Source organism: Aeromicrobium sp., from assembly GCF_037719875.1.
Classification (GTDB): domain Bacteria; phylum Actinomycetota; class Actinomycetes; order Propionibacteriales; family Nocardioidaceae; genus Aeromicrobium.
This window is the reverse complement of sequence record NZ_JBBJMJ010000024.1, coordinates 1-20,407: the sequence shown is the minus strand read 5'-3', so window position 1 is coordinate 20,407 and position 20,407 is coordinate 1. Positions and strand designations below refer to the sequence as shown.

Here is a 20,407-nt window from a genome sequence, read left to right as displayed (position 1 = left end):
GCCCCTCCCGCCCGGTGAGCGCTGGGCTAGTCGGCGTCGTCAGGGACGACGACGGGACGGAGCCTGGCCCAGGCGACGAACGCGAGGCCGACGACCAGCATCCCGAGCCCGGCCCACAGGTTGATGTTGAGCCCATCGCCCTTCGCGAGTTCCTCCTCGGTCGCGTTGAACAGGCCGAGCAGCGTGAGGATCACGCCGTAGACCCCGATCAGCCCGCCGATGATGAAGCGGATGTCGAAGAGTCCGACCGTACGCTTTTCAGTTGCAGCCATGTCGGTCTCCTATCGGAAGATCACGTTGAGGATGATGACGATCACGAGCCCGATGCCCGCGAGCTTCGGCGGGGACTGATACCACGGGAGGTGCACCTCGTCGGGGTCGACCAGCGACTCCTTGGGGGTCAGTGAGTAGACCAGCCCCTCCAGGTCGGCCTCGTCCTTGGGTCTGGTGAACATCGTGACGATGACGCTGACGATGATGTCGACCACGAATGCCGCGCCGGCCGCGACGAAGCTCGCGCCCTGACCGTCGATCGGCAGCACCCCCACGCTGGCCGATCCGAAGGAGTCCTCGCTGAGGAACGCCACCAGCACGGCCGCCAAGGTGCCTGAGACCAGCCCGGTCCAGCCGGCCGTCGCGGTCATCCGTTTCCAGAACATGCCGAGGATGAAGGTCGCAAACAGCGGAGCGTTGAAGAATCCGAACAACGTCTGCAGGTAGTCCATCAGGTTGGAGTAGTTGGACGCGATGCCCGCGGTGCCGATCGCGATGACGGTCGCGGCGACGGTCGCCACCCGTCCGACGCCCGTGTAGTAGGAGTCCTCCTCGTCCTTCTTGACGTACTGCTGCCAGAGGTCGTAGGAGAACACCGTGTTGAAGGCCGAGATGTTGGCCGCCATGCCGGCCATGAACGACGCGAGCAGACCCGCGATCGCGATGCCGAGCATGCCGTTGGGCAGGAGGTCACGCATCAGCAGCAGGATCGCGTCGTTGTACTTGACGTCGCCTGCGGCTTCACCGGCCTTGAGCTTGGCGAGCTCGGGGATGATGATCGCCGCGATGATGCCCGGGATGATCACGATGAACGGGATGAACATCTTGGGGAATGCGCCGATGATGGGCGCCCGCTTGGCCGCAGAGATCGACTCCGACGCCATGGCCCGCTGGACCTCGACGAAGTTGGTCGTCCAGTAGCCGAACGACAGGACGAAGCCCAGGCCGAAGACCAGACCGATCACCGAGAGGATCGGGTTCTCGATGCCGGTCAGGTCGGTGCCGGGCCATGACGAGAGCTGCTCCTGCCCGGGCTGCACCCGCTCCTTGATGCCCTCCCAGCCGCCGACCTTGTGCAACGCGACGATCGTGAGCGGTAGCAATGCCGCGACGATCACGAAGAACTGGAGCACCTCGTTGTAGATCGCGGCCGACAGCCCACCGAGAGCCGTGTATGACAGGACGACGGCAGCCGCGACGATGAGCGAGACCCAGGTGGGCCAGCCGAGGAGTCGATTGACGATCGTTGCGAGCAGATAGAGGTTGATGCCCGCGATGAGCAGCTGCGCGACCGCGAAGCTGAGCGCGTTGACCAGGTGGGCACCCGTGCCGAAGCGTCTGCGCATGAACTCCGGGACGCTGCGCACGCCTGAGCCGTAGTAGAACGGCATCATCACGATGCCGAGGAACAGCATCGCCGGCACCGCGCCGACCCAGAAGTAGTGCACCGTGGCTATGCCGAACTCGGCACCGTTGGCCGACATGCCCATGATCTCGACGGCACCGAGGTTGGCCGAGATGAACGCCAGACCCGTCACCCATGCGGGCAACGACCGTCCCGAGAGGAAGAAGTCAAGGCTCGTCGACACCTGGCGCCGGGCCATCAGCCCGATCCCGATCACGACCACGAAATAGATTGCGACGATCGCGTAGTCGACGAAGTTGGCGTCCAGCCTGAACGTGCTGTCGGCAGTATGGATCACGGATCCGTCTCCGTTTCAGATGAGAAACACCACCCCCCTGGTGGGTTCCTCAGGGCACGTTACTCCCGCGGCCCGGAGCCCGCATCGTGTGGAGACTCGGCGGCGGCAAAGGACGATGCAACGCGGCGCAGCAGGGCCACGAGGTCATCGCGCTCTTCTGGTCAACCCCGTGGTGGGCACGACCCTGGGGGTCATCGTGATGCACGAAACCTTCGGACTGACGCAGCTCATCGGCGTGGCGTTGGTATGGGGCGGTGTGCTCGCTGGCCAGCCGGCGGTGGTCTCAGCGATCCGTCACAGGTTTCATCATGGAAGGGCGCAGAAGGTTTCGACCTTGTCGGTCGGCCCCGAGACGATGAGCTCATCGGACTGCGAGATCATCGTCCCGGGCCGCGCGTAGGTGAAGTCCTCGCCGCGAGTCTTGACTCCGACGATGGTCACCCCATGCTTGGAGCGCAGGGAGGACTCCTGGAGAGTCCTGCCGCACGCCGTCTCAGGCGTACGTGTGCGGGCGATCGCGAACCCGTCGTCGAACTCGATGTAGTCGGTCATGGTGCCGGTCACCAGGTGCGCGACGCGCTTGCCCATGTCCGACTCGGGGCGGACGACGTTGGTCGCTCCCACGCGATCGAGGATCGACGCGTGCTTGGCACTGATGGCCTTGGCCCAGATCTCGGTCAGGCCCAGCTCGGACAGGCTGAGGACCGTCAGCACGCTTGCCTCGATGTCGGTGCCGATCCCGACGACCGCGCGATTGAACTGTTCCGCACCGATCTGCCGCAGCGCCTCGGTGTCGGTGCTGTCCGCCGCCACGACGTGGGTGAACTCCCCGGCGTATCTCTGGACGACATCCGCCCGCTCATCGACTGCCAGCACCTCGTGGCCCAGCTGCACCAGCGAGCTGGCGACGGACGAGCCGAAGCGCCCCAGTCCGATGACGAGGACGGGGGCTGTCGGAGAGTCTGCTCGCTTAGCCAATGATCGGTTGCTCCTCGGGAAGGTGATATCGCGGCATGCGTCGTCGAAGGACGAACGCGGAGGCTGCCGTAATCGTGCCCACTCTGCCCAGGAACATCAAGCCGATCAGCACGCTTTGGGCATGTGCGGGCAGATCGGGGGTGATGCCGGTGCTCAGTCCGACCGTCGCGAAGGCCGACGTGCACTCAAAGAGCGCATCGGCATAACTGACGTCGGTCATGAGCATCAGGAGCATCGTCGTCGTGGACACCAGCATCACCGCGAGCAGGGCGATGGCCAAGGCCGAGCGGATCACGCCTGAGCTGATCGAGCGGGCGCCGATCGTGACCTCCGGGTCGCCACGCAGCTCGGCGAGGATGACGTAGGCCAACAGCAGGAACGTCGTGATCTTGATTCCACCGGCGGTGCTCGCGCTGCCACCACCGATGAACATCAAGACGATTCCGAGGTTGAGCGTCTCCGGACGCACCGATCCCCAGTCGAAGCTGTTGAGCCCACCCGAGCGCGGCATGATGCCGCCCTCGACGCTAGAGACGATCTTGTGACCGACCGACAGCCCGCCGAGGGTGTCCGGATTGCCCCACTCCAGCATGAGGAACGCGATTGCCCCGACCAGAAGCAGCCCGATCGAACCCCACACCGTCAACCGCGTGTGGATCGTCCAGCGCGCCGGGGTCCGCCACTCCTGGAACAGCTCGGCGAGCACGGGGAAACCGACGGCGCCGACGAACACCGCGAAACAGATCGGCAGGATGATCAGCCCGTCGCCGGCATATCGGCCGATGCTGTCGCTGTTGAGCGAGAATCCGGCGTTGTTGAACGCCATGACCGAGTCGAACACACCGTGCCACAGAGCCGTGGGGACGTCATCGAAATAGTGAGCGCGGTAACGGAGCGTCAGCACCACCGCCGTCACTGTCTGGAAGAACAGCATCGTGATCGCGACCCTGCGGAACAGCGGACGTACCTCACCCAGACTCACGACATGCATGTCGGCCTGCGCAACCATGCGCGTACGAAGGCCGAGCCGGCCGCCGATGAACAGCCCCAGCACAGTCGCAAGCGCGATGATGCCCAGGCCGCCGATCTCGACCAGCGCGAGCACGATCCCCTGCCCGGCCGGGGTCCAGTATGTCGCGGTGTCGACCGTCGTGAGGCCCGTCACGGTGACCGCGGAGGTCGACGTGAACAGCGCCGGCATGAAGGACGCGGAGCCCGGCCCGGATCGGGCGAACGGCAAAAGGAGCAGGAGTGTCCCGACCAGGATGAGGGCGAGGAACGTCAGCGGCAGGAGGCGCACCGGATGCGCGATCGCGGCAGGGATCCTGAGGCTCCGAGAGCGGGGCACGCGACGACGCTACCGCAGGCCCGCCACGACGCCAGCCGGAGGAGCGCTGTGGCACGGGACGAGACGATGGTGCCCTTGGGGCTTACGTGACACGTGGGATTAGTGTTACGTTTCCCCGATCCGCCGGCACCATCGATCGCGCGACAGCACACCCATGTCTGGGACAGCGATCGAAGGACCTGCACGAGGGAGACCAGTCATGAGTCCAGTTGCCACCCGGTCACGCATGCGCGCCGGCGCCCTGACAGCGACTGCGTCGCTGGTGCTCGGCCTCGTCATAGCCGTGGCACCACCGGCACAGGCTATCTCGGCACCCACGGGCATCCGGGCCGCCTACCTGGCCACGAAGGCCGTCGGGTTGACCTGGAACGTCACGGGCGAGAACGTCTACCGGGTGCGCTTCGCCACCAACGCGGCGATGACGTCCGGCAACGACACCTGGGACGTGCGGGGCAACTACTTCGAGCTGACGCGGACCGATGCCAACCCGTCCGCCGCCTACTCAGCGCCGCGGCTGACTCCTGGCAAGACCTACTACTTCCAGGTCAAGGCCGTCACGGACGAGCCGACCAGCGACCAGCGCGACAACCTCAGCAGCTACAGCAACGCTGTTGCCGTGAAGCTGCCGAGCACCGGGGTTCCGGAGCTTCAGCCCGTCAACGTCAAGGCCACGGTCGGCGGCGCCGACACCATGCACCTCTCGTGGCGCTCCCGCGGACCCGGCGTCTCCTACGTCCTGCGCTACACCACGGATCCGACGACCTCGGTGACGAGCTGGCGATCGGTCAAGTGGGACGTCGCCGGCGGCACCCTCAAGGGGCTCGACCCAAGCAAGAAGTACTGGTTCCGCGCCCGAGCCATCAACGCCAGCGGTGTCGGCATCAGCAACTACTCGGCATCACCCGGCGTGACGGCCACGACGACCGCAACCACGCCTTCCCCCGCCCTGACGGCGATCAGCTACAACATCCGCAAGATGTACTCGACGGCGGACTGGGCTGCCCGGCGCGAAGCCGTCGCGGCCAACATCAAGGGTGCCGGACCTGACGTGCTCGGGCTGCAGGAGGCCACCCCCATCACGTGGGCCACCAACGGCAAGAAGCAGTACGCCGACATCATGGGCCTGCTCGGCACGCAGTACTCCCTGGTGACCACCGGTTCAGGATCCAGCGGGACGCAGCTCGCCTACAACGAGGATCGGTTGTCCGTCGTCGACTCCGGGATCCAGATGCTCTTCGAGCACGGCTCCGCCGAACGCTACGCCGTGTGGGCGGTCTTCAAGGACCGGATCAGCAGCAAGACGTTCTTTGCAGTCAGCACGCACCTCGAGCCGGGGTCGCAGACCGACAGCGTGATCAACGACGTACGTATCCGGCAGGCCCGCCAGGTCGTCGCCCTCATCGCCGCCAAGTCCGGCGGGCGCCCCGCGGTGATCCTCGGCGACATGAACTCGGGACGGTCGGCCAAGCCCAGCAACGGCCAGTACGGCGTGTTCACCGGCGCCGGATACGTCGACCCGCTCGACAACGCCGTCGGGAACTGGGCGTCGGGAGCCAACGCAGCAGCCGAGCACCAGATCGACACGCAGTACAACGGCGTCAACGCCTTGGAGAGGCGGGCCCGGCTGACCGCCTACCCGGTCGGCACCTACATCGACTACGTCTACGCGTCGCCGAGCGTACGGGTCGCGTCGTGGCGCACCGTGGTCAAGGTCGACACCGCCGGGTCCTTCGTGGGCACGATCCCGTCGGACCACAACTTGTTCAAGCTCATGTTGCACCTGCCGTAGCGCAGGACGAACGGAGTCGGCGAGGGTGTCGGCTCGGTCAGGAGCGGCGCAGCACGCGCTTGGCAACCCGCCGGAGCCTCGTCGGAACCGGTGCCACCTTGGGCGGCGCGGCCGGTTCGACGACCTCGGGGGCGAACGGATAGACCGGCTGGTGTCGCCGCGCGAGGGTCCTTTGGCCTGAGGCCCGGTAGAGCTCGGCGACCCGCTCGACCAGAGCGGTCCGGGACTCCTGGGATTCGGAGTAGAGCGTCTCCACCCCGGGAGGGAACGGCGTCGTGCTCATGCGCTCGTCGTACGCCGGGTTGCTCTTTCCCTCCTCGTAGACGTGCTCGACCCCGTTCTTCTCCAGGAACCGGGCGAACTTCGCGAACCGCTCGGGATGACCGGCGTTGAACGCGGTGTAGTCGGTCTGCTGGAACAGGTCGGCGGCGTCCGGGTGGGCCGGCAGGTCGGGCACGAGCGTGTGAGGGATGTCGTGGTAGCGCGCCAGCTCGAGCGTCCGGGCGTCATGCGCCAGGACATGCGCCGGCGTTCCCGCGTTGATCGCCGAGATGTTGCCGTGGATGCGGGTGCCGAACGAGAACTCCTGCTTCGCGAGGTAGTCGTACCATGTCGCCGGGTCCACGAAGAACCGCGTGCGGTTGGTGAGGTAGAGGGGGTGGGTGGTGTGCGCCGGGAGGTCGGGCCGCTTCTGCGGCTGCCGGTCGACCCCCCAGAGCAGCATCTCCAGCGAGTCGTGGCCCTGCGGGATGTAGGTCATGTGGCGATAGCGCTCGGCGTGCCGGATCGACACCTCGTCCATGAGAGGCACGTAGGGCGACAGGTTCATCGTGAAGTGGCTGTCCTCGGTCAGCCGGTCAACCTTCTTCTCGATGCGCAGCTCGGTTCCCCGTCGGAAGAGGGAGGGGCACCCGACCACCTCCACGTGCTCGTCGCCGAAGCCGAGACCAGCCAGGTAGTCCCGTGTCGTCTCCCCCCGTACGCCGATCGTGGCCGAGCGGTCGAGCACGGCCCGGAGGAATCTTTGGATCGTGGCCGTCACCTCGGGCGGATTGTCCGGGAACGGGTTGTCGAGGCTCCCGACACCGCCGGCCACGCCGACACCGGCCACGACGACGGGGATGTCCAGGCGCTCGATGAGCTGCGTCATCTGGCCCAGGTTGCGGTGGAACGACTCGCGGAAGGCATTGGCCAACGGGATGACGAACTGATCGAACTCCGCGTTGATTCGGGCCGCGTGAGCCGTTGAGTCCGGCAGCCGCTCGCTGAGGAACGAGTCGGAGACCACGTCGACTCCCGGCACGGTGATGAGGCGGTGCATCGACTCGGTGAAGATCATGTTGCCGACGTTGCGGCCGAAGACACCCTTGGGATAGAGGGCGAGCGCCTGCTCAGGACTGATGACGTGGAAAGGATCCTTGGGGGATCGCACCAGAATGCGTTTCACGTGACTTCTTCTCAGTAGGTCGGGAGGCTCGGACGGGGCCCGCTACGGGGCCGGTCTCGGGCGGCAACACCTCGGTCTCTGCCGCCGTACCAGCATACAAGCGGGCCGTCCTCGATCCCGACGCAGAGGCGCGCGCCGACGCGCCCCTCGACGTCCCGAGGAGCGCCGAACAGCACGTCCGTATCATGTCCGAGTGGCGGGCTCGCGACCCACGCGGCGCCCGATCGACTGAGAGAACACTCGACACCGATGACCCGCATTCTGCTTCGTGCCGCCCAAGACCCCGCCGCTGTGCTGAAACCGATGAGGTCGGCCGAGCGGATGGGCGCCAACGCAGGAAACCTGCTCTATGCCAATGGAGTCGTGCGCAGCCTCGCCGCACACTCCAACCGGCTGGAGACCGGCGCGTTCGACGCCCACCTGGTCGACCGGGAGTCGTGGATCCGCAAGATCAACCAGCGCTACGACCACTACGTCGTGCCCCTGGCGAACGCCTTCCGCTACAAGAACGGCACCTCGCTCGAGGCCATGACCGCCCTGGTGCGCGGGCTCGACATCCCGGTGACCGTCGTCGGCGTCGGCGCGCAGGCCACGATCACCGCGGGTTCGGAGGAGGCGCTGACCATCCGCATGGGCAAGACCGGTGGGCGCAAGCTGCCCTCCGCGGCGGACTCGGCCCGCCACGACGACCGTGTGCGCGACTTCGTCGAGGCCGTCCTGGAGAAGTCGGCGAGCTTCGGTGTCAGGGGGCCGATCACGCAGTCCTACCTCGTCGGCCTCGGGCTGCCGGAGAACCGCATCGACGTCATCGGGTGCCCGTCGGTCTTCACCTGGGGGCCGGACCACCGGGTGCGGACGGACGACGACCGACCCCTGACCCAGGACTCCGCGGTGTCGATGAACATCGACTACCGCGTGCGTGGCATCGGACCGGTGATCGAGCGCAACGCCGAGCTCTACCCCGGGCTGACCAGCCCCTCGCAGGACCTCAACTCCGCCCGCATGATCATCACCGGCGAGGACCAGTTCGACATGACCCGGCGGGACCCTCGCACCCCCGTCCACACCGGCCACCCCCTCTACCACGAGGGCCGTCTGCTGTTCTTCCCCAATCCCTGGGGGTGGATCGCGTCCCTGAGCCGGATGCAGTTCGTGTTCGGCAACAGGTTGCACGGCAACATCGCCGCAATCCTGGGTGGCACACCGGCACATCTGCTGGCGCACGACAGTCGCACGCTCGAGCTCGCTGACTATCACGCGATCCCCCACTCGAAGCTCCACGAGCACGAGGCCCCGCCGACGGCCGCCGAGCTGTGGGAGCGCACGGACTACACCGCATTCAACGAGGCATACCCGGCACGCTTCCGCACCTATATCGACTTCCTGCACCGCAACGACCTGGTGACCGCCTTCGACGGTCGGAACAGGTTGCGCCGCTTCGACCGCTCGATCCGCCGTGGCCAGGCGACACAGCCGGTCGTGTCGCGCCGGTCCTGATCGGCTCAGGCGCGCCCGCGCCGCACCTTCGCGGCCAGCCGCTCTCGCCAGTTGGCTGGCACTCCCTGTGCGCTGACGACACCCGCGGCCCGGGCCGCGGGCTCCAGCGAGGCATCGAACGCCTCCAACGCCGCGCCGCCGGGACCGTCGTGAGCGGTCCGCAGGTCGTTGCGCTGGAGGAATCCGGTGAACCGGTCGAACAGCTCGCGGTAGGACGCGTTGAACGCCGTGTAGTCCTGGCGCGCGGCGAGGTCGGCGGCGGAGCGCACGGACCCCAGGTCGTCGGTCAGGGTATGGGGCAGGTGGTGGTGCTCGGCGATCTCCAACGTGCGTGAGTCATGCACGAGCAGGTGCGCGGACGTCCCGGCCAGCGTGGCCGCGACCGTACCGTGCAACCGCGGGCCGAAGGCGAAGTCCACACCCTCGAGGGACCGGAGCCACGACCATGCTGTCGGGTAGTACTCCATCCGGTGTGCACGAAACGTGCGGTGCGTCGTCTGGAGCGGGAAGCGGTCGTCGCCGTTCCAGTCCGGTCTGGTGTCCTCGCCGGTGATGACCATCTGCGCGCCGAGCTTCTCCTGCATGTAGACCGTGGACCGACGGTGGTCGGAGATGGTCCGGTCCAGCAGCTCGGCACTCTGCTCGATCCGGTGGTCGAAGGACAGCGAGATCTTGCTCCGGCGGGTCAGCTTGACCGTGCGTTCGGGCATCCGGAAGTCCGGGCCCCAGGTGAACAGCGACGGGCACCCGATGACGTCGACGCGGTCGGCGGGGAACCCGAGATACTGCAGGTACCGCTTGCTGATCTCGCCGCGCACACCGATTGAAGACGAGCGGTCGAGGACCGCGGTGACGAACCGGCGGGCTGCGGCCTCGTGCCTCTCGATCTCCCCGGCAGAGGCGGTGACCCCCGTGACGCGGCTCGGCAGGTATGTCCCTGCCCGCACGTCCTCCAGCCGCAGCTGGGCGCCGATGCCCACCACGGTGACCGGGATCGTGAGCCGCTCGACCAGATCGGCCCACAGATCCAGGTTCTCGAGGTTCTGCAGCCGGAACGAGCTCGACAGAGGCAGCACCAGCCGGTCACACTCGGCGTTGATCCACTCGGCCCGCTCCTCGACGGCCCCCTTCTGGAACTTGCCGTACGAGATCGTGCTGAGCGCGACGTCATCGCGGACCAGCGCCCGATAGGTGGAGAACTGGTAGAGGAGGTTGCCCTGGTTGCCCCCGATGAAGCTGGTGGACTTCAGGGGGTCGAGGTTCGCGGTCGGCGCCTGGCACGACCGCACCCAGACCCGCTCGGGCGCTTCGGTCATCGATGATCCTTCGTTGTTGACGGCCACCGGACGATCCTCTCACCCTGGTGCGCCGGCGTGTCTCGAGCGCCCCGGGGGCGCCGGTCTCGAGGACGTGGGCACGCCCCCGCAGTGCTAGGACGTGCGCCGCACCCGTCTGCGGACCCCGCGGTAGACCCGCTTGAGGATCTTCGAGACGGGGCCGAGGGCCGCGTCGACGCGCGCGGCCGGCTCCGAGCAGTAGCACGCCCAGAGGATCCCGAGACGTCCACGGGTGGGACTGATGCCGAACTCCGCGACCATGCGGGAGCCAAGTGGCTTCGCCCAGCCCTCCAGAGCGTTGCTGGAGTGGTTCTCGCCGGTGTCGACGTGGTAGACCGCACCCTGGAAGGGCAGGGGTTGCAGTGGCCGGCCGTGGTCGGCAAACCACTCCTCCGCCCATTTGTGGGCGCCGATGATCTTCGACAGCCGCTCGCCGTACGCCTCCCGGACCTCGGACTTGGTCGCGGTGACCTCGAGCTCGTCCGGGACGCCGTAAGCGTCGTACGGGACCATGAACGACGTGCCACAGGTCCGGTTGAACTGCGGCTGGGGCCGATAGGCGCTGCGCGCCCGCGAGTACATCCACCCATCCTTGAAGACCCAGCCGTTCTGCCCCGGATTCGCGGCGGCGAACTCCGCGAGACCACGGTGGACGAAGTCGTCCGCGTCGAAGATCATGACGTAGTCCGGGGAAAACTGCCGGGCTGCGACGAGGCCGATGCCGATCTTCGCGCCCTTGTCGCGGATGAACGGCGAGCGGCTCACGCGGATCGACTTCGGGGCCGGCGCGCGGAACCCCACGCGGACGAAGTGCACCCGGTCCGGCAGGGGGAAGCTCGGCTCCCTGTTCCCCACGACGATCACGACGAAGTCGTCGGACGTCTGCTGGGTGACGGAGTGGAGAGTCTCCAACAGGAGCTGCTCGACGCGGCCGTAGTCGGTCGAGTTGCGGGGGTGGCGCAGCGAGGTGACGAAGGCAAGCACCACCGCACCATATCTGCCGCGACGGCGCAGATGGCATGCCGGTCGGCGGTGTCGCGGGATGAGCGGGGGTCTGCGTGGACAGACGCGATTCGAGTCCTCGGTCCCGGCCTCTGTACGGTGGCTGCGAAGGTGAGACGCCTTCGGTCCCAGGGGTTCGGACCCGGCTATCGGCGATTAGGTGATCAAGTGGCTACTCCATCGGAACGAGGCGCTTCGGGCGGCTCCCGGGTCGTCCTGGGCAAGGCGCTCCGACGGGCCGAGCGCCGCCTGCACGGCTGGCAGACGAACCTGCTCGCCACGGAGCCCGAGCCAGCCGGCCACCTGTCTGAGCACGAGAAGCGCCTCGAGCGCGAACGCGTACGGAGGCTTCAGCGCTTCTACGAGCGCGTCAGCCGGACCGTCGACAAGGCTGCCGGGTCGTACAACCCGAAGACAGTGCGGAAGACCTCCGGCGCGGGCCAGATCGAGAAGGTCGAGAAAGCGGTTGCGGCATGGGGTGCCCAGGACCTCTTCTTCTCGAGCCTCGCTCGCGACGAGCCCCTCGACCGGGCCCTGGTCATGGCGTCGCGGCCGATGATCCGGACGGGTGCGGTCGACCGGGTCCGGTCCTTGGCTGAGGTCCTGCGGAGCAGGCCCGAGCTCGCCTCTGTCGGTAACGTCATTGGCGGTCTGGTCGCCGTCGAGGGACACCTGCCGGGCATGGCTTGGGAGCAGCTGGCCGCGGCTGACCGGGAACAGGTGCTGCGGCTCGCACCCGCCGAGTTCTTCCGCACAGGCTTCACGACCGAGCCCTCTGTCGCCGGGGAGGCCCTCGCCGAGGCGCTGCGTGACGACACTGTCGACGCCACCTCCGCGGAGTGGTTCGACATCGCCTGCACGAGCTTCGCGGCGGCCTTCGAGGCCGAGTCCCGGGCGGCGCTGTCGTGCGCCCGAGCCGGCGCGGAGGCCGACGGTGACGGCCGCCTCGTCGACCGCATTGAGTGGCTCGAGGGCTGGTACGGCACGGCCGAGGCGGCCAAGCAAGAGGTCCTCGCCCCCGCGGGCACTGTCCCGTTCGCTGTGCTCGACTACAAGCAGCCCGATGAGGCCTTCGCCTCCAAGAACCTCGGCGACCATGTCCAGACCATCGCGTCGCTGGGGCACCTGGTGCGCCGCAGCGGCTTCCGCTTCAGCGGCGAGACCGATGCGGTACGCGTCGCCAACACCCTGCAGGCGCGGGTCAAGCCCGAGCGCGTCATCGAGGGCGACGACGCCGAGCTGACCCTCTACCGCGTGCAGCGCGATGCGACGAACCACGACCTCGTGCCCGACGGCACCTGGATGCTGGCATTCGGCTGGTACATGCACCGCCAGTTCGGTGCGAAGTTCGACATGCCGTTCAACCCCCGCCTCCGTCCGATCTTCGTCTCGTTCCACGTCAACACACCCGCGTTCCTCACCGATGAGGTCGTCGAGTACCTGAAGAGGTACGCCCCGGTTGGCTGCCGCGACTGGAACACCGTGCACCTGCTCCATGCTGCCGGCGTCCCCGCCTTCTTCTCCGGCTGCCTCACGACGACGGTCGACACGGTCTTTACCCCCGACCCGGGCGCGACGCCGAGCGGCACCCTGTACGTCGACACCCCCGGCACGGGCCCCGGCGTGCTGTGGAAGCAGACCGCGCCGGAGATTCGCCGTCGGGGGTTCGCCGACAACGTCGGCGACGCCATCGACGTCCTCACGAGCTACCAGCGCGAGTACAAGACTGTCGTGACGTCTCGACTGCACTGCTACCTGCCGGCCCGTTCGGTCGGGGCCGAGGTCGAGTTCCGGGCGAAGAATCCCGCCGACGTGCGCTTCGACGGCCTGGTCGGGATCGACGACGAGGCCTTCGAGCAGATTCGACGAGCCATGCTGGAGCTGCTCCAACCCGTGATCGGTGCGATCGGCGCCGGACGCCCTGAGGGCGAGGTGTACGCACTGTGGCGCGAGCTCACCGCTCCGGCCGTGGAGGCGGCGGAGTCCGTCCGTCGCAGCGTCACCGACCTCACCGAGGTGGCGTTCGACGTCGCCGCCGCATGCCGGGACATCCGGCAGCGGTCGGTGACCATCGAGCGCACCGAGGAACCGTCCACCGGTGAGGCCGTCGCAGTCGCGCTGTCGGTCGACGGAGATCTCAAGCACCAGCTCGACGTCACCCTGGAGTCGATCGTGTCCGGCGCGACCAGGCCGGTCCACGCGTACGTCCTGTGCCGCGGGCACGACGACTCCGACTTCGACCGCGTCGCCCGTGTGTTTCCGACATTGACGGTCACCTGGCTGCCGACCGACGACGTCGACTATGGGCCGATCCTCGGCCGGCCATCGCGCGCCCTCTTCGCCACGCTGGACCAGCTGCTGGTGCCCGAGCTGCTGCAAGACGTGTCCCGGGTCGTCCACCACGACGTCCACGCCTTGTGTGTCGGAGACATCGCCGAGCTGTTCGACACCGATCTGGGCGGGTCCCCGCTGGCGGCCCGGACGTCGCCGCGGGCCGACGCCAACAGCGGCTTCACCAACGTGATCAACACGTCCAAGCGGATGAAGAGCGACGCACTGGCTCGCGAGCTCATCCTCCGCACCCACACGCGGCATCCTTATGACTTCCCGGCGTTCGACCCGACCGTCATGGTGCTCGATCTCGACCGTATGCGCAGCGACGAGTTCTGCCGGCGTTTCCTTCCCTGGGTCGAACGGTTCGGCCTGGACTCCCGGGAGGTCGTCAACACCTACGTCGGCGACGACCGGGCGCACCTCGAACCGCGGTGGAATCGGCTACCTCATCTCGAGATCGTGCACGACCCGAAGATCATCTCGTGGACCGGTTCGCAGAAGCCGTGGGACCCGGCGTACGTCCAGTACAAGGACGTCTGGGACGACTGTGCCGGCCGGGTGGCCCGCCGCAACGCCGCGCTGGGGGCGGCTGCCACCGTGTGATGCCGGGCCTGCATGCGCCGGCGGTCCGCGCCCTGCGCACGCTTGGTCCACAGCACGTCACATCGGCCTGACAAGGGGCCATCGCAAGGGTTCGGAGCGTCGACCTGTGTGTGTTAGGTTTCGAGGCGCTTCTGTCGGAAAGGAACACATGCCGCGCATCATCCGCTACGGACGATCCCAGATCCGTTACGTCGCCCGGGCGCTCGGCGGCTTCCCCGTGGTCATCAACCTGCTGTCGGTCCTGGCCGTCGCAGCAGCCGTCGCAGACCCCGACGCCGTACTGAGTCGCGGAGCTGTGCTTGCCTCCGTCGCGCTGATCGTGGGCCGGACCATCTTCCATGTTGTCGCAGACATGAGGACGGGCGTCCCTCAGCGTCAGTGGGTCGGCAACAGCATCGTCGCCCGGGTCGCCACCACAGCCGGTGCCCTCGCGATCGGCATGGCCCACGACGCGGACGGCTGGACCGTCATCGCCGCCCTGATCCTGCTCGTGCTCCTGATCGGCGAGCAGACGCTCCGTCGACCGCTGGGCTCGGCCATCCCCCAGGCGGCACATCTGCCGCGCGCCGAGGTGGCCCTGCCGTCGACCGGCCTGGCCCTGTGGATCTTCGTGGTCGACACCGCAGGCATGGCGCTCCTGGCGCTGTCCGGCGCGTTCGGCGTCAGCCCGCTGCCCGCGGTGGTTACCGCTGTCGTCGGGACCGTGATGATGCTGCTCATCGGGCTGCAGGCTGTGCGGTTCCTCGTGCAGCGCCGACGGGTGGAGGCCGACCTCCCCTCGATCCTCAAGGAGCTCGACCCTGCTTTCGTCTTTCACTGGCAGGCCCCGGCCGGCACTGCCTACCAGGCGGCGATGTGGCTTCCCTACCTCGAGCGGATCGGCACACCGTACTTCGTGCTGGTCCGGACCGTCGCGAACTTCGTCGAGGTCTCGAAGATGACGACGGCCCCGGTGATCCTCCGAGTGGGCCTGGAGGACCTCGACCGGATCGTCACCCCGTCCCTGCGCGTGGTCTTTTACGCCAACACCGCGGTCCGCAACTCCCACATGATCCGCTTCCCGAGGCTGACCCACATCCAGCTCAACCACGGAGACAGCGACAAGATCGCCAGCGTCAGCCCGACGTTCCGCCAGTACGACCGCAACTTCGTCGCCGGGCAGGCCGCGATCGACCGGTTCGCCACGCACGGCGTCCAGACCCTCCCCGACCAGTTCGAGATCGTCGGCCGTCCCCAGCTCGAGGACGTTCAGTCGGTCAGCGGCCCGACCAGCTCCGTCAAGCAGCCGACCGTGCTCTACAGCCCGACATGGTCCGGCTTCTACGACGATTCGGACTACAGCTCGTTGTCGGCCGGCCCCGCCATCGTGCAGTCCCTGCTGGACCGCGGTTGCCTGGTGGTCTTCCGGCCGCACCCGTACGCCCGCCGCCACCCGGGCAACACCCGCGCATGCGTCAAGGTCATCGATCTGCTGGTTGCCGACTCGCAGGCGACCGGACGGGCACACGTGTTCGGTCCCGCAGCCGAGACCGAGATGAGCGTGGTCGACTGCTTCAACGCGAGCGACGCGATGATCTCGGACGTTTCCAGCCTGAGCTCGGACTACCTGATGTCGGGCAAGCCGTTCGCGATGGCGGCGGTCTCGGCCCATGGGGACCAGTTCGTCGCGAGCTTTCCGCTCGCACGGGCTGCCTACGTGTTCGATGTCGTTCGTGGCAAGGCCGCCGGTCTGTCCGACCTCGTCGAGGACATGCTGGGGGCGGACTCGCTGGCCGAGACGCGGCGCTCGATGCGGACCTACTACCTGGGCGAAAGCTCTCCAGAGAACGTCGCCGGCCGGTTCCTCGAGACGGCGCGTCGCTACCTGCGCTGACGCTGACGCGCGGTCAGGGCAGGTAGACCGTCAGCCGGATCATGTTGTGGTCTGAAGGGATCGTCCCGATGTATCGCCCGGAGGCGTCAAGCTTGGCCACGGTCTCCCACTCGGCGACACGCATCGGTGACACGAAGATGTGATCGATCATCGGGGCGGAGGCGTCACGGCGGGGTTGACGTGCACCCTTGTTGACAGTCTTGAGGTCGGCATTGACCAGGTTCTTCGCAGCGCCGAGCCGCCCGCTCCGGACCAAGGGGTCGATATAGCCTCCGCCGGTGAAGGCGCGATAGACCCCGTTGCTGCCGTTGCGCAACCCGGCGGAGTTGAAGTCCCCCGCGATGATGACCGGCAGCTTGCCCTGTGAGACCGAATTCGCCAGCCGGACCATCTGCCCCGCCGCGGCCGCCCGCGGTCCGAAACGGGACCTGGCCTTGCTCGTGATGAAGTGCGTGTTGAGGAACACGAACTCCTTGCCGGTGTTCTTCTGCTCGAAGATCGCCCAGGTGATGTAGCGCATGACCCCGAAGCGGGTGCTGCCCGGAATTTCCTGATAACCGTGGTTGATGAGCTCCACCCGCTTGCGGTTGTAGACCGTACGGGCCTCACCGGTCGCTCCCGTCGAGTCCTCGGTCAGGGCCCAGTCGGGACCCAGCGCCCGCACGACATCCGCATACTGGCGGAGGCCGCCGGCCACCGTGGCAGGGGTCGCCTCCTGCAGGCCGACGACATCGATCTCCTGGGACCGGATCGTCTCGGCCACGGCCAGCCGTCTCGCCGCCCACCCGCCGTTCGAGGACTTCAGGACGTTGAACGTCCCGACCCGAAGTGGCGCTGACCGCGACGTCTTGCGTCGTTCGGGCTCCGACCACGGGCTCAGCGTGGCGCCTCGGCGGTCCACGATCCTCACCCGTACGGAGTAGGTGGGCTTGTAGGCGAGCTTGGTGAACGTGACATCGCGCTTGGAGACGGTCCTGGTCCTGGGACTGCCGAACGTCTTGTCACGGTCGACCTGCGCTTCGTACTTCACCTTCTTGGCATCGCTGGTCCACCTCGCCCTCAACGACGCCGACGTCTTGCTTTCGACGACGAGCTTGGGCGCGGGGTGCCGGAACCCGGTCGTGAAACGTACGGGCTGGCTCGGGCGGCTGACCCTGCCGCCGCGCACGGAAGCGACGCGCAGGAAGTACGTCGTGCCGGGCACGAGCGACTGCAGCGAGAGCCGGTTGCGGTCGACCTCCTGGACCTCCTCGTCGGTGAAGTCCAGGTCCTCGGAATACTGCACCCGGAACCCCGTCGCCGGCGTGCGATCCCAGATAGCGGTCGCCGTGGTGTCCTCTGACGTGATGGTGACCTGACCGGGTGCGGTCGGGGCGGGCGCCGAGGCGGACTCCACGAGGTTCGTGACCGGCCAGACCACGAGCGCACCGGCGATCGCAAGAACCGCGACGACGGCGACCCAGCCGAGCCGGCGCAGCCTGGGTCGTCGGCCACCGGAGCGCCTGGACCGCGAGGATGGTGCGACGCGCGCACCACGGGGCGCACTGCGGCGGTCCTTCGGCACGCGGCGATGGTGCTGACCGCCCGGAGGCGTCACGAGACGCCTCGACCGGACGCGCTGACCTGCATGGGCGCAAGACTACCAACGCGTCGGATGCGAAGCTTCAAGATTGCCGACGATCGGGCGGCGGCCGGAGGGCCTGCGTCACTTCATCGAGACCTTGACGGTGTTGGAGATCTTCGTCGACCCGGTGGCAGTGGCGATCCGCCAGTACTTGGTGTTGAGGACCGGGACCGCGATGAACTCCTGGTCACCGCCGCTCGGGATCCGGTAGGACGAGTGGGTCTTCCACGAGCCACCCGGCGCCCTCATCTGCAGGCGGACGACTCCGCTGCCTCTGTCCCATGAGATCAGGAACGGGACCTTCTGACCGATCTTGGCCAGGTTGGTCGCGTAGAGGCGAGGTGTCAGGCTGGCGGGCTTGGTTCGCACCGTGTTGATGCTCCACTTCGACGTGGCCTTGGTCGTCGAGTTCGGGACGGCCTTGCCGTTGATCCTGTCGAGCCTGGCACCGTAGGCCCGCCACGTCTTGCTGCTCCCCATCGAGGCGTTGAGACGGCCGACGCCATCCCTGACCGTGATCTCCCTGGTGTAGGTTCTCCAGCCGCTCGAGTAGTACTGCAGCTTGACGATGCCGTCGTAGTCCTCGTCGCCGGAGCCCCAGGTCACCACGATGCCGGTGGTTCCTCCCGGCGACTGGTAGTTGTCCATCGTGAGCGTCGGCGCGATGCTGGCACGGCCGCCCGCGCCCGTCGTGGCGGCGTCCGCCGGACCGACCACCGTGACATTGACGGTCTTGGACTTCGTGACGGTCTGTCTGCCGACCACGGGCGGCGCGGACACCTTGACCGTGATCGCCACGGGGGTCGGCGATTGCACGAGGCCGGTGACCAGTCCGTCCGGGGACACTGTCGCCAGGGCGGGATTGGCCGACGTCCACTCGGTCTTGGTGACCAATGCGTTGTCCGGGGAGACCCGCGGGCTCAGCTGCAGCTTGCCGCCAGCGGCCTTCACGTTCAGCGTCCCGGTCGGGCTGACCGCCACGCTGGTCGGCGTCGCCCAGGTGGTCTGCCCTCGACCGAGCTGGTAGATGCGCTCGGAGTGTGTCTGGACCGCTTCGGTCACGCCGAGGTTGTCGGCCCGGAATGCCAGCTCGTCGTACTCCAGGCTCGTCCCGGTGAAGTTGGAGGCCCCTCCGAACGTCGTGGCCGTCGAGCTGTCCTTGTAGCTCATGGTCTTGTCATGCACATTGGCGAACTCAACGCGACCGACCAGCTCGCGAAGGTCCTCGCTCATGTTGAAGTAGCCGTCGACGATGTCGGAGATCGCGTTGTCTCCCAGCACGATGCGCACGTCGCACGCCTCCCTGGAGAGATCGGCCAGACCGTCCCGGACGCCCGCGCGAGTGCTGTTGAACAGCGAGTGCACGGCGTAGACCTTGCAGTTCGTCTTGGCCGCGGGGTCGTCGACCCGCTTCTTGAGGAATGCCGCTTCCACGTCGGTCTGGGTGATCTTGTCTGATGCTGCGGTCTTGGCCCGGGGCGAGGGCAGGAGCGTCACGCCGGAATCGGTCGGCATGCCCTTGATGACACCGGTGGCCGGGTCAACCGTGATGGCTGCCTTGTAGGCGGGACTGCCATCGATCGCCTGCGATGGGGTCGCACCCTTGGCAACCTCCACGGACGGCTCGAAGATGCCATCCTTCACGGCGGTGTATGCCTTCTGGTCATCGTAGATCGCGATGCTGATGTTGGACTTCTTGGATCCGCTGGAGCCGTTGAGGTTCGAGGAGGTGATCCACACGACATTGTTGCGAAGGGTGCCGGCCGAATCCCTGGCCTGCTCGAACGCGCCATACTTCGAGTGCATCAGGTGGTTGCTGCCCGACAGGCAGCCACCGTCGCCGGCGCACTCGTTGTAGTCGACGGCCTGCTGTCCGGCCTTCTTGTAGCCGGCCCGCACGAGCTTCGCGAGGGAGCTGTTGGCCACGACGGCTTCGTCGATGCTCTCCTTGGCGCCCAGCACGTGGATGAACTGCCTGCGCTCGGCCTCGGTCTCGTAGAGGTTGACCTGATTGAGGTAGGCCGCGGTCGGGGAGAAGACCTCGTCCAGGCGCGCGACGGTGAACTTGCCGTTGCCGGGGGTCGCGGAGTCAGGCACGTAGCTGATCGACCGGTCGTCGAACAGGCTGTTGAACAAGGTGGTGTAGGACTGTTTGCCCTTCGGAACCGAGTCGACCAGGTGGGCAAAGGCATTGACCGTTCGCCAATCCATGCCGCCCTCGTTGTCACCCACGGATCCGTAGATCTCGATGCGCTGCCCACCTTGGCCCGATGTGACCGTGTCGGGTGTGATCGATCGCACGGGCGCCGGAACGGTGAGGTCGACGTAACGCCCCTCGTCGCGCGCCTCAGCCGCGGTCGCCAGAGCGGGAAGCGGCGCAGCGGACGCAGGCGCGAGGGCCGGGAGCAGGCCGACGAGGAGCAGCGTCAGGGCGCCGAGGAACAAGGACTTGCGGGGCATGGCGAAATCTTCCCTGGAGAACAATGCTTTCGTGACAGGTTACACGCTGTGCCAGCTGATTCGTTCATCGTCCGCACCCAGACAGTCAGGTTGTCCGCGATACTGGCCCCGGCTGGTCCGGCGCGACGCCGCCGTCTAG

The 20,407-nt window shown here is 67.3% G+C and carries 13 protein-coding genes; 4 read left to right on the top strand and 9 right to left on the bottom strand.

Features of this window, described 5'->3' with window-relative positions; genetic code table 11:
• Positions 1–26: 26 nt before the first annotated feature.
• From WKF39_RS15710 to WKF39_RS15695, 4 genes are all read right to left on the bottom strand, one after another.
• Positions 27–272 (bottom strand): hypothetical protein, encoded by a 246-nt coding sequence (locus tag WKF39_RS15710; RefSeq protein WP_340390119.1) that lies wholly within the window; start codon positions 270–272, stop codon positions 27–29.
• 9 nt (positions 273–281) lie between these two features.
• Positions 282–1,973 carry a sodium:solute symporter family protein gene (locus WKF39_RS15705; protein WP_340390149.1) on the bottom strand — a complete coding sequence of 564 codons (1,692 nt, stop codon included), beginning with the start codon at positions 1,971–1,973 and terminating at the stop codon, positions 282–284.
• Positions 1,974–2,282: 309 nt separating this feature from the next.
• Entirely contained in the window at positions 2,283–2,954 is a 672-nt protein-coding gene (locus WKF39_RS15700) for a TrkA family potassium uptake protein (RefSeq protein ID WP_340390117.1), read from the bottom strand.
• The gene (locus WKF39_RS15695; protein ID WP_340390114.1) at positions 2,947–4,302 is read right to left on the bottom strand and encodes a potassium transporter TrkG; all 1,356 of its coding nucleotides are present in this window, start codon (positions 4,300–4,302) and stop codon (positions 2,947–2,949) included. The genes WKF39_RS15700 and WKF39_RS15695 overlap by 8 nt, the downstream gene beginning before the upstream one ends.
• Before the next feature lie 199 nt (positions 4,303–4,501).
• Between WKF39_RS15695 and WKF39_RS15690 the strand changes: the two genes are divergently transcribed.
• The gene (locus WKF39_RS15690; protein ID WP_340390112.1) at positions 4,502–6,091 is read left to right on the top strand and encodes an endonuclease/exonuclease/phosphatase family protein; all 1,590 of its coding nucleotides are present in this window, start codon (positions 4,502–4,504) and stop codon (positions 6,089–6,091) included.
• A 37-nt stretch (positions 6,092–6,128) separates the two neighbouring features.
• On the opposite strand, the gene WKF39_RS15685 is transcribed toward WKF39_RS15690, so the two are convergent.
• Positions 6,129–7,538, bottom strand: coding sequence for a polysaccharide pyruvyl transferase family protein (locus WKF39_RS15685; protein ID WP_340390111.1), 1,410 nt, complete (start codon positions 7,536–7,538; stop codon positions 6,129–6,131).
• A gap of 249 nt (positions 7,539–7,787) precedes the next feature.
• On the opposite strand from WKF39_RS15685, the gene WKF39_RS15680 reads away from it, so the two are divergent.
• Entirely contained in the window at positions 7,788–9,035 is a 1,248-nt protein-coding gene (locus WKF39_RS15680; protein WP_340390109.1) for a polysaccharide pyruvyl transferase family protein, read from the top strand.
• A 5-nt stretch (positions 9,036–9,040) separates the two neighbouring features.
• Here the strand turns inward: WKF39_RS15680 and WKF39_RS15675 are convergent, their stop codons facing one another.
• Both WKF39_RS15675 and WKF39_RS15670 read right to left on the bottom strand, forming a co-directional pair.
• Positions 9,041–10,351 (bottom strand): polysaccharide pyruvyl transferase family protein, encoded by a 1,311-nt coding sequence (locus WKF39_RS15675; protein ID WP_340390107.1) that lies wholly within the window; start codon positions 10,349–10,351, stop codon positions 9,041–9,043.
• 114 nt (positions 10,352–10,465) lie between these two features.
• On the bottom strand, positions 10,466–11,356 hold the full coding sequence (locus tag WKF39_RS15670; RefSeq protein ID WP_340390105.1) for a glycosyltransferase family A protein: 891 nt from the start codon (positions 11,354–11,356) through the stop codon (positions 10,466–10,468).
• A 186-nt stretch (positions 11,357–11,542) separates the two neighbouring features.
• Between WKF39_RS15670 and WKF39_RS15665 the strand changes: the two genes are divergently transcribed.
• Together WKF39_RS15665 and WKF39_RS15660 are read left to right on the top strand one after the other, a co-directional pair.
• Complete coding sequence (locus WKF39_RS15665) at positions 11,543–14,311, top strand: glycosyltransferase (protein WP_340390103.1); 2,769 nt, start codon at positions 11,543–11,545, stop codon at positions 14,309–14,311.
• Positions 14,312–14,459: 148 nt separating this feature from the next.
• Positions 14,460–16,184 carry a CDP-glycerol glycerophosphotransferase family protein gene (locus tag WKF39_RS15660; RefSeq protein WP_340390101.1) on the top strand — a complete coding sequence of 575 codons (1,725 nt, stop codon included), beginning with the start codon at positions 14,460–14,462 and terminating at the stop codon, positions 16,182–16,184.
• 13 nt (positions 16,185–16,197) lie between these two features.
• Here WKF39_RS15660 and WKF39_RS15655 read toward each other — a convergent pair whose 3' ends face one another.
• Together WKF39_RS15655 and WKF39_RS15650 are read right to left on the bottom strand one after the other, a co-directional pair.
• Entirely contained in the window at positions 16,198–17,748 is a 1,551-nt protein-coding gene (locus WKF39_RS15655) for an endonuclease/exonuclease/phosphatase family protein (RefSeq protein ID WP_340390099.1), read from the bottom strand.
• A 141-nt stretch (positions 17,749–17,889) separates the two neighbouring features.
• Positions 17,890–20,268, bottom strand: a complete 2,379-nt coding sequence (locus WKF39_RS15650) for an Ig-like domain-containing protein (protein ID WP_340390097.1) — start codon at positions 20,266–20,268, stop codon at positions 17,890–17,892.
• Between the last annotated feature and the right edge of the window lie 139 nt (positions 20,269–20,407).